The organism is Paracoccus sulfuroxidans, assembly GCF_007830335.1.
Taxonomy (GTDB): domain Bacteria; phylum Pseudomonadota; class Alphaproteobacteria; order Rhodobacterales; family Rhodobacteraceae; genus Paracoccus; species Paracoccus sulfuroxidans.
This window is the reverse complement of sequence record NZ_VLKU01000005.1, coordinates 39,526-49,181: the sequence shown is the minus strand read 5'-3', so window position 1 is coordinate 49,181 and position 9,656 is coordinate 39,526. Positions and strand designations below refer to the sequence as shown.

The 9,656-nt window shown below is 63.0% G+C and carries 9 protein-coding genes; all 9 read left to right on the top strand.

The genetic code is table 11. The annotated features are described in order from the left end of the window. On the top strand, positions 1-608 hold a 608-nt coding region (locus IQ24_RS09160), incomplete at its 5' end, for a hypothetical protein (RefSeq protein WP_338419465.1). A 172-nt stretch (positions 609-780) separates the two neighbouring features. Beyond that, complete coding sequence (locus IQ24_RS09155) at positions 781-1,347, top strand: hypothetical protein (protein ID WP_145397654.1); 567 nt, start codon at positions 781-783, stop codon at positions 1,345-1,347. Beyond that, the gene (locus IQ24_RS09150; protein WP_145397653.1) at positions 1,344-2,063 is read left to right on the top strand and encodes a hypothetical protein; all 720 of its coding nucleotides are present in this window, start codon (positions 1,344-1,346) and stop codon (positions 2,061-2,063) included. The genes IQ24_RS09155 and IQ24_RS09150 overlap by 4 nt, the downstream gene beginning before the upstream one ends. A gap of 88 nt (positions 2,064-2,151) precedes the next feature. Beyond that, the gene (locus IQ24_RS09145) at positions 2,152-2,871 is read left to right on the top strand and encodes a hypothetical protein (RefSeq protein WP_145397652.1); all 720 of its coding nucleotides are present in this window, start codon (positions 2,152-2,154) and stop codon (positions 2,869-2,871) included. 116 nt (positions 2,872-2,987) lie between these two features. Next, on the top strand, positions 2,988-3,662 hold the full coding sequence (locus tag IQ24_RS09140) for a terminase small subunit (protein WP_145397651.1): 675 nt from the start codon (positions 2,988-2,990) through the stop codon (positions 3,660-3,662). Between the two features lie 193 nt (positions 3,663-3,855). Next, positions 3,856-5,862, top strand: coding sequence for a terminase gpA endonuclease subunit (locus IQ24_RS09135; RefSeq protein ID WP_242008030.1), 2,007 nt, complete (start codon positions 3,856-3,858; stop codon positions 5,860-5,862). Next, the gene (locus IQ24_RS09130; protein WP_145397650.1) at positions 5,862-6,059 is read left to right on the top strand and encodes a phage head-tail joining protein; all 198 of its coding nucleotides are present in this window, start codon (positions 5,862-5,864) and stop codon (positions 6,057-6,059) included. The genes IQ24_RS09135 and IQ24_RS09130 overlap by 1 nt, the downstream gene beginning before the upstream one ends. Beyond that, the gene (locus IQ24_RS09125; protein WP_242008028.1) at positions 6,025-7,542 is read left to right on the top strand and encodes a phage portal protein; all 1,518 of its coding nucleotides are present in this window, start codon (positions 6,025-6,027) and stop codon (positions 7,540-7,542) included. The genes IQ24_RS09130 and IQ24_RS09125 overlap by 35 nt, the downstream gene beginning before the upstream one ends. After that, positions 7,539-9,638 carry a head maturation protease, ClpP-related gene (locus IQ24_RS09120; protein WP_145397649.1) on the top strand — a complete coding sequence of 700 codons (2,100 nt, stop codon included), beginning with the start codon at positions 7,539-7,541 and terminating at the stop codon, positions 9,636-9,638. Before IQ24_RS09125 ends, IQ24_RS09120 begins: the two co-directional genes overlap by 4 nt. Positions 9,639-9,656 lie beyond the last annotated feature (18 nt).

Sequence of the window (9,656 nt, the reverse complement as noted above, 5' to 3'; positions counted from 1 at the left end):
TGTCGATCGATGACCTGCCGGAATATCCTCTGACGGTCGAGGATCGGCTGGACAGCCATTACTTCATGCCGTGGGAGCGCCGCCGGTGGCTCAACTCGGAAATGCGCTTGCGCGGCACGCCGGAGTGTCGGGCCTATTTCTTCGACCTCATCAACATCTCATATGACCAGGCGCCGCTTGGCACCTTGCCTGATGATCTCGACCTTCTGGCCAAGCTGCTGCTGGTCGATCCCGCGCATTTCCGGCAGCTCTGCAAGCTGGATTTCGGGCCGCTGCACAAATGGACTCGCGTTCGGTGCGAAGGCGAGATCCGCCTGATGCACGGCATGGTCTTGCGAAGCCTGCAGGAGGCGGTGGCACGGCGGGAAGACAATCGGGCGAAGAACGACGCGGCCAATGCGGCGAAACGTCTGCAGCGCCTGCGGGTGACCGTCGCCGGGTACAGCAAGGATCTGGCCGCCAACGATGCCGCTGTTCGCTGGATCGATGAATGGATGCTGAAGGAAGGCTGCGAGTATCGCACCGCCTCCTGGGTCGAGCGCGGGATTTCGCGCTGGACCGACCACGCGTTTTCGCTGGCCCGCGGGGCCGGTCGAACTGTCCCCTGATTGTCCAACATTGTCCGAAGGACAGTCTCAGACAGTCATCGGACAATCTCAGACTGTCCTGCACGACAGGGACATAGACAGGGAAATGAAAAGGAAAGCACACAGGCCAATCCCGACACTGCACCGGGCGCGCCTGTGGATAAGTCGGCAATGCTGAGAAAGAGGGATGGCCATGACCGGGACGAAAGCGGACAGGGATGCGCGAGTTGACAGGTTGCTGATCGCGCCTTTGGCGGGGCTGCCGCGCCGGCGCGGGGTCAGCGCAGAGGCGCATGAGAAGATGCTGCTCCGCCTGCGCGATCGACTGGCCTATATGAGCGATGAAAACCTGCTTGGCATGCACGATCTGATCCTGCGCCACGCAGGAAAGGGCTGGCCCGAGGAAGCGATGATCAAGGCCTGGGCCTTCACGCTGCAGCTGCCACCGCCGACCGAATGTGATTATGCCCGCAGCCTGATCCGTTCCGCGATGGGGCGCCAGGCCATGGCTGAGGGTTGGGCCGTTGAGCTTTACGAGGTCGCCAAGCGCCTTGGGCCCCCGCCCGGGAAATACGTGATCCGCGAGTTGAAGGAAGCTGCGGAGCGCAGCCAGCACCGGCGGAAGGTGATCGCCGAGAACATCCGCTCGGGGCTTGCGTCGGAAGAGGACAAGCGGTGGTTGGCGCATTGGCACCGTGAGTTGCAAGAGATCGAGGCGATCCAGTCGGCCTCGGCCACCGAGAGTGAGGACGCGGCATGACGAAGGCGTTTCGCGAGGCGGCGGCAGCGCGGATTGCCGCAGAACGGGCGCGGCTGGATGCCATTCTCCATCGGGCAACGCCGGTGGACGGCTGCGGCCCCGCCATCCCGATCGCACCGGCGCGGGGACCGCAGATCGTGGTGACGCCCCGGCGCATGGTACCGGATGCCAAGGACGCGACGGGTTGGAAGGTTGAGGAGCTGGGGTGGCGTGGCTTCAATGCTGTGCGGGCCACGGATATCTTCGATGATTTGGCGCGGCGGGCGGCGAAGAGGAAGGATGCGCCGCCCTTCACCCCCGGTCAGGTCGCGGTCGGCAGGCTCTATCGCGATCTGGTCGAACGCCATGACGCAGGCGGGATGCGCTGCGCCAGCCTTGAGGCAGGTCGGGGTGGCAGCCCGAGCGGGGGCGGTGAGTTCATAGACGCCTTTATCGAAGAGGGCAGGGTGATCGAGCTTCTGCGCCGCCGGATCGGCCATGGTGTCGCCATGCCGGTGCGCCGGGTGCGTCCCTCGGCCCGTGGCGGGGACGGCGCGCGCATGATCCATGACCGCGTTCTGGTCGATGATATCTGCCTGCACGGTCGGTCATTTCAGTCGGTACTGGAGCGGCACGGCTGGACGAAAACGGGGAGGAACGTGGTGGCCTTGCAGTGCGCTCTGGCAGCCTGCTTAGACCGTATGCAGTTTCATAGCAAAATGGGCTTGACCACTTAGGACACGCCGTCCTACCAATCTTGCCATCATCTACACGTGCGCCCGCTAGGAACCCTCCTCGCGGGCGCCGTGCGTTTCGGGGGGCGGCATGATCAAGATCACGGTAGATGATCACCATGTCGATGCAGCTTTCAGGCGATTGTCAGGCAGAGATCTCGCTGTGGCGGCCAGCTGGGCGCTGAACGATACGGCGACCGATGTGCTGAAACATGTGCAGACGCGAATGGACGATGTCTTTGACCGTCCAACGCGCTTTGCCAAGAATGCTTTTATGGTGCGCGGTGCACGTCCAACCCGTCTGGAAGCATCGGTCGAGGAACGACCCTCTGTCGGAAAGCGGCATTTTCTGAAGGTGCAGGAGCGCGGCGGACCGCGTGGCAACACCGGCCTCGAAAGCCTGCTGCAATCGCGCCTTGCCTATGATGGTCATATCACGGCGGTCACGCCTGCTGGTGGGGCCAAGCTTGACGCTTTCGGCAACTGGTCGCGCGGCGAGCGAAATCAGGCGCTCTCTGCGGTCCAGTCGCAGAGGGATGCGACCTCGAATACTTCGCCAGCGTCACGGAAACGCAATCGCAAGAGGGCCGGGTTTTTCGTTCCACGGGCGTCATCCAAGCTTTCACCCGGGATATGGAAGCGGGATGCAGACGGTTCGATCAGCAAGGTGCTGAACTTCACCGCTGCCGTGCCGGTCTATGAAAAGAGGCTGGGTTTCTTCGACGGGGCCGTAGACGTCCACGCTGCGCGGCTGCCCGGGCATATGCGCCGGACCCTGGCGAAAATGCTCGCCAAGCGGAGCGGGGCTTAAAATCTTCGCGGGTCCTTCCTGACCTTCATCGCGTCGGGGGTCATTCGCGCCCCGATGTTTGCAATTGTTTCGGGATTTTTCTGCCCTGCGAGATGGGGTTGTTGTTGAGGTTTGCCATGTCAGACGCCGACACTGCGCCGCCGCTCCTCGATGTCGTGATCGACGACGAGCTGGCCGAAAAGCTGCGGCTCTTTCCGCTTCCGGCCAATGTCAGCGATGCGGACATGAATCAGTCGGAGGTCGCACAGGCTTTCGGCACCACGGTCAACACGGTTGGCAAATGGATCAAGGACGGGATGCCGGTGGCGCGGGATGGTGGCAACGGCACCGCCTATGTGTTGCGGCTTTCCCATTGCTGGGCGTGGCGCAAGGCGCGCGACGCCGACGCGGCCAGCCGCAACAAGCATAACGAAAACCAGATCAGTCTGTTGCGCGCCGAATTCCTTGGCGTCGAGCTGGACAGTCAGGCCGCGAAGCTTTCGGCCAAAGAGCGGCGCGAACTGGCCGAGGCGGACATGCGCTGGTCCGAGGCCCAACGGCGGCGGCGGCAGCTGGTCCAGATCGGGGATGTCCTCGATCTGCTCGAAAGCCTCGGCAAGATCGTGCGCGACGGGATTGAGGCCATGCCCGACCGCCTCGAGCGCGAACTCGATCTCAACCCGGTGCAAGTCGCCTCTGTGGCACGGATCGGAAGCGATATCCTGACCGCCATCGCGGATCGGATCCATGAAAGCGAATTGCAGGACGCGGAGATCGGGGAGGCCGATTTCGGAGGCAGCCTGTTGATCTGACGAGGCTGCCATGCGGATGCTGGACGATTTCGAGCCCTTGCCGCCCTATGCGGATCCAAGGGCTGCGTTGAAGCTTGCGCTTCCCGCCTGGCGACCGGCCGAGCGGATCTCGGTCACGGAAGCGGCCGAGAAATACATGCGGGTCAATGTCTCGGGGCAATGGCAGCCGTTCCGCCGTGATGTGACGCCCTATATGGTCGAGCCGACCGATATGATCGCCTCGCGGGCCTATCGCGGCCTGTCCTTCTGCGGGCCTTCGCAGTCGGGAAAAACCCAGATGCTGCAATCGGCACTGGCCTATACGATTGCCGCCGATCCCGGCCGCATCGCGATCTTCCAGATGACGCGGGAGGCCGCGGCAGAATTCGAGCGCAACAAGATTTCGCCGATGGTGCGCAACAGCCCCGAGCTGCGCCAGCGTCAGGCCAAAGGGCGAGGCTCGGACAACATCTATCAGAAGCTTTTCACCGGGGGCACGCAGCTCTCGCTCGATTGGCCGACGATTACAAAGCTCAGCTCGGCGACGATCCGGCTGGTGCTCGGTACCGATTACGATCACTTCCCCGAAAGCATCGACGGGGAAGGGGACGCCTATTCGCTGATGCGGGCCCGTGCACGGACATTCCTGTCGCGCGGGATGGTGGTTGTCGAAAGCAGCCCCGGCGCGCCGCTCAAGGATGAAAACTGGCGTCCGTTGACGCCGCATGATTGCCCACCGGTCAACTACGGCGTTCTAGCGCTCTACCCGCATGGCACGCGCGGGCGCTGGTACTGGCCCTGCCCGAATTGCGAAGGTGAGTTCGAGCCGTCATTCCGCCGTCTGCGCTATCCCGAAAGTGGCGATCCGATGGAGGCGGGCGAAGCTGCGCGGATGGGATGCCCGCATTGCGGCATGGAATTCGGGCACGAGCTGAAGCGCGAATTGAACGCCTCGGGGCGATGGTTGCATGAGAGCTTTGACCTCGACAGCCGGGGCCAGCCGCGTCTCGTGCCGATCGAAAGTGGGCGGGTCAGGCGTAGCGATATGCTGAGCTATTGGCTCGACGGCACGGCTGCGGCTTTCTCGAGCTGGAAGGAATTGGTGACGACGTATCGGCAGGCGGTGCAAGCCTTCGAGATGACAGGCGATGAGGAAAAGCTGAAGACAGTGATGAACACTGGCTTCGCCCAGCCCCATTTCCCGCGCTCGGCGAGTTCGGATCTGGAAATCACGGTTCAGGGTTTGCGGGATCGGGCGCGCGGACGCGATCTTCCCAAGGGCATCGCTCCGGATTGGACACGCTACATCACCGTGTCGATCGACGTGCAGGGCACCCGCTTTGTCGTTGGCGCGACCGCGTGGGGCGAGAACGGCCGGCACCAGCCGATCGACCGCTTCGACCTGATCACGCCGCCCGACGGGAATGCCGAACGTGCGCTGAAGCCTTTCGAGAACGCGGGGGATTGGCAGGTGCTCGTGGCTCTCGCAGACCGGAGCTGGCCGGTTGCGGGAACTGCCAGCGAACTCAAGGCGATGTCGCTTGCGATCGACATGCATGGCGGCGGCGCGACCACCGATAACGCTTATCGGTTCTATCGTGGTCGACGCCGTGCAGGTCAGGGTGGGCGCTGGTATCTGACGCGGGGCGAGGGCGGGCTCGACCGGACCGATCGGGTCTGGCTCAAAGCCCCCGAAAGCGCGAGCCAGAAGGCCAAACGCCGCCGTGTCGCCAAGGATGTCGAGATTCTCTTCATGGCGGTGGACAAGTTAAAGGATGCGGTGGCGGCCTCGCTGCACACCGATCAGGCCGAAGCCAATGCCTGCCTGATCCCGGAATGGATGGAAGAGGACCACCTGATCGAGTTCACCGCCGAGCGGCGGGGCGACAAAGGGTGGACAAAACGGCCTGGCATGGTGCGCAACGAAAGCCTCGATCATCTCGTTCAGGCGCGGGCGCAGCACATCATCAAGGGCGGTGAAAAGATCGTCTGGTCCGCACCGCCGATCTGGGCGGTGTGGAGCGAAGAAAACCCGTGGCTCACTCTCGAGCCGACCGCTTCCAGCCCTGAGGCGGGTGACACCGGCCCACCTTCGGGTGCCGCCGAACCTGTTGAGCTGCAGCCTTCTTCTCCGATCCGGCGTCCGGTCGCGGCTTCGCGCCCCGGCCTGTCGGCACCCGGACGTGGAGGTTGGATTCAGAACCGAGGAAAGTGGCTCTAATGTCTTACACCCCTGAACAGCTTGCTGAGCTGAAGGCCAATATCGCCAAGGGGGTGACCTCTCTGGAAATCAACGGCGAGAAGGTGACCTTCCGCTCACTCGATGAGATGCGCCGCATCGTCAAAATGATCGAGGAAGACCTGGGCATCACGCCACGGCGCGGTGGCTTCCACCTGCCAACCTTCTCAAGGGGCTGACATGAATCTTCTCGATCGGTTCTTTATGGCGGTCGCCCCCGGCCGCGCGATGCAGCGTGAGAAAAGCCGCACCATTGCCATGCACTATCGTGCCGCCCGTCTCGGGCGTCGCAATGACGGTCTGAAGGCGAGTGGATCGGATGCGGATCTCGCCAGCCGCGATCGCAGACAGGTGTCCTTTTACGCCCGAGACATGATCCGCAATACGCCTTTTGCCCGCCGGGTGCAGGATGTGGTCTCCGGTCATGTCGTTGGCGATGGCATCATCCCGAAGCTTCAGGTTTCCACGGGCCTGCCGCAGGCATTGCAGGAAAACCTGCGGCGGCGCGGGCTCGAGATGATCGAGGAGCACCTCGACACCACGGCCATCGACAAGAATGGTCTCTTGAACCTCTACGGGTTGCAGGCGCTGGCGATGAATACGGTGGTCGAGAGCGGCGAAGTTCTGATCCGTCGTCACCGCCCGATCGGTGCGCCGCTGACCATCCCGCTCCAGCTTGAGGTGTTGGAGCCGGAATATCTTGACGACAGCCGTTGGGGGGGCTTCCTCGATGGGAACGAGATCCGCGAGGGGATCGAGTACGACCGGGAGAGCGGCGAAAGGGTGGCCTATTGGCTCTACACCCAGCACCCCGGCGGCGAATGGCGACCCGGGCACAATCCGATGACCTCAGAGCGGGTTCCGGCAGACGAGATCCTGCATCTCTTCCGTGTCGATCGACCCGGCCAAACACGTGGGATTAGCTGGTTCACCCCCATCGCGGAAAAGCTGGTCAATGCTGACGACGCTGAGGACGCTCATTTGATGCGTCAGAAAATTGCGGCCTGTTTCACTGCGTTTCATCGGCTCGGCGCTGATGGTGGTAGGGAACGGCAGGAGCTTGGCGGCACGCTTCAACCGGGCGTTATCATGGAAATCGCCAATGACGAGGAGATGGAGTTCGCCGAGCCGCCTGCGGTCGGGGATTATCCCGATTTCATGAAGAATGTCCTGCGTGCGGCGGCGATGGGAATCGGTCTGACCTATGAGGCGCTGACCGGCGATCTCAGCGGGGTGAACTTCAGCTCCGCGCGGATCGGGCGGCTGGAGATGGAGCGCAATATCTCGCGCTGGCAGTGGCTGATGATCATTCCGATGCTTCTGCAGCCTCTGGGGCGCTGGATCGAGGAGGCCTGGATCGAAGAGGAATTCGAGGAAGCATGGGATCTTCCCGGCGCGATCCGGTTCACCTGGGTGCCGCCGCACCGGATCCTTGTCGACCCCGCGCGGGAGTTTGGGGCGCTGCGTGAAGCGGTCCGCTCGGGTTTCCAGTCGCGGCAGGGGGTTGTGCGCCAGCTTGGCCTCGACCCCGAACGGCTGCTGGCCGAGCAACAGCAGGACAAGGATGAGGCTGATCGCCTTGGCCTTCCTTTCGACAGTGATCCGCGCGCCGACGTGTCGCGGCAGAATGCCAATTTCTCGGATGAGGGAAGCACCCCATGAATGAAATCGTCCTGACCGGAACGGTCGGCTCTTCTTTTTGGGAGGAGGAATATTTCACGGCAAAATCCGTGCGCGAACAGATTGCAGGATTGAAAGGCCCTTTGACTGTGCGCCTGAACTCGGGCGGGGGAATCGCGACGGAAGGCCAGGCGATCCACAATGCGCTGAAAAACCACGACGGCGAGGTCACCATCGTGATCGACGGTATTGCTGCTTCAGCGGCCTCGCTGATTGCCATGGCGGGCGACCACATCGTCATGCCGGCGGGTGCGGTGATGATGATCCACGATCCGGCGCGCTGGTGCACGGAGGGGCGCGGCACCGAAGACGATCACCTCAAAGAGGCGCAAGCCCTCGGTGTGCTCGCGAATGCCTACGCCGGCGTCTATGCGGCGCGGGCGGGGATCGGCACCGAAGAGGCCCGCGAGATCATGAGGGCCGAGACCTATTTCGACGGCCCTGCGGCGGTCGCAGCGGGCTTTGCGACCACGACAGATGAGAGTGCCGACGCTGCTGCGGCGGCGCTCTTTGATTACCGGCTCTATCCCAAGGCTCCGAAAGGACTGCGGGAGGTCGGCAACCAGCTCGGCCAGCGGGCCAGCATGTCGATGATCTGGTCGATGATGGTCGGGGCATCCAATCCGAAACCGAAGGAGAAGGCCATGAGCCGCAAATCCCAACGCACCGCCGCGCAGGTCGAGGGCGACGACGAAGACCAGATGGAACAAGACGACCCGATCACCTCAGAAGAGGAGGATCAGACCGATCTTGAGGATGATCTCGAAGACGAGGTCGATCTCGAGGAAGGTGAGGAAATCGACCCCGAAGCCGAAGAGGAGGACGCGGATCTCGAAGAGGATGATGCTGCGCAAGCGCAAGCCAATGCACTCGGTATCCGCCGCTTCTGCGCCTCGCGGAAGATCGGGCGCGATATGGAGGCCAATTGGATCAGCCGCGGGCTCAGTGCCAAACAGGCCATTGCCGAGTTCAAGAAAATGAAGGGTCACACGATGACGAAAGCCCGCCCTGGCGTTGCCCGCACCCGCATCCTGCGCGACGAGCGCAGCACGCGCCGTGCAGCGATGGCCGATGCGCTCCATGCCCAGATCGTTGGCCGAGATCCGGCGACGGCGGCCGCGCGGCCCTACATGGAGATGTCGCTGGTCGAAATGGCGGCCGCGACCATCGGGCATCGCGGTCGCATCCGCTCGGCAGGCGACAAGATCAATGTTTTCATGGACGCCTCGCATTCGACCTCGGACTATCCCGCGATTTTCCAGAATGCGCTGAACAAGGTGTTGCTCGAGCGCTATAGCGAATTCACCCCGACCTATCGTGCGATCGCCAAGCAGAAGAATTTCCGCGACTTCCGCCCGATGCCCTTGGTGCGGGCCGGTGATTTCCCGACGCTCCTGCCGGTCGGCGAGACCGGCGAGATCAAATGGGGCACCTTCGGGGAAAGTGGCGAGATGGCGGTGATCGTGCCGTACGCGCGCGGCCTGACCATCTCGCGCCAGATGCTGATCAATGACGATCTCGGCGCGATCAACGACATGCTCTCGAGCTATGGCGAGACCATCGCCCATTTCGAGGAGCGCACCTTCTATGCGCAGGCATTGTCGGCCAGTCTCTCGGACGGCACGGCGATCTTCGATGCTTCGCGCGGCAACCTTGCTGCGGCGGGCGGCGGCATCACGGCGGTGTCACTTTCCGAGGGGCGCGCCGCAATGCGCAAGCAGGAATCGATCGACGGCCAGCGCCTGAACCTCGCGCCCTCGATCCTGCTGGTCGGTCCCGATATGGAAACCGAAGCCGAAATGATCGTGGCGCAGATCACGCCCACCGATGCCGGTGCGGTCAACCCGTTCTCGGGCAAGCTGAAGCCGGTGGTCACCACCGAAATCGTGGGCGATGAGTGGTATCTGCTCTCCGAGCGGGCACCGTGCTGGGTCTACGGTTTCCTCGATGGTCAGGAAGCGCCGCGCGTGCGCACCGAAGAGCCCTTCGGCACGCAAGGCTTCTCGATGACCGTTGAGCACGATTTCGGCTTCGGCGCGGCCGACTTCCGGGGCGGCTTCAAAAACCCCGGCGCATAACGCCTTCGCCTTTCTTCT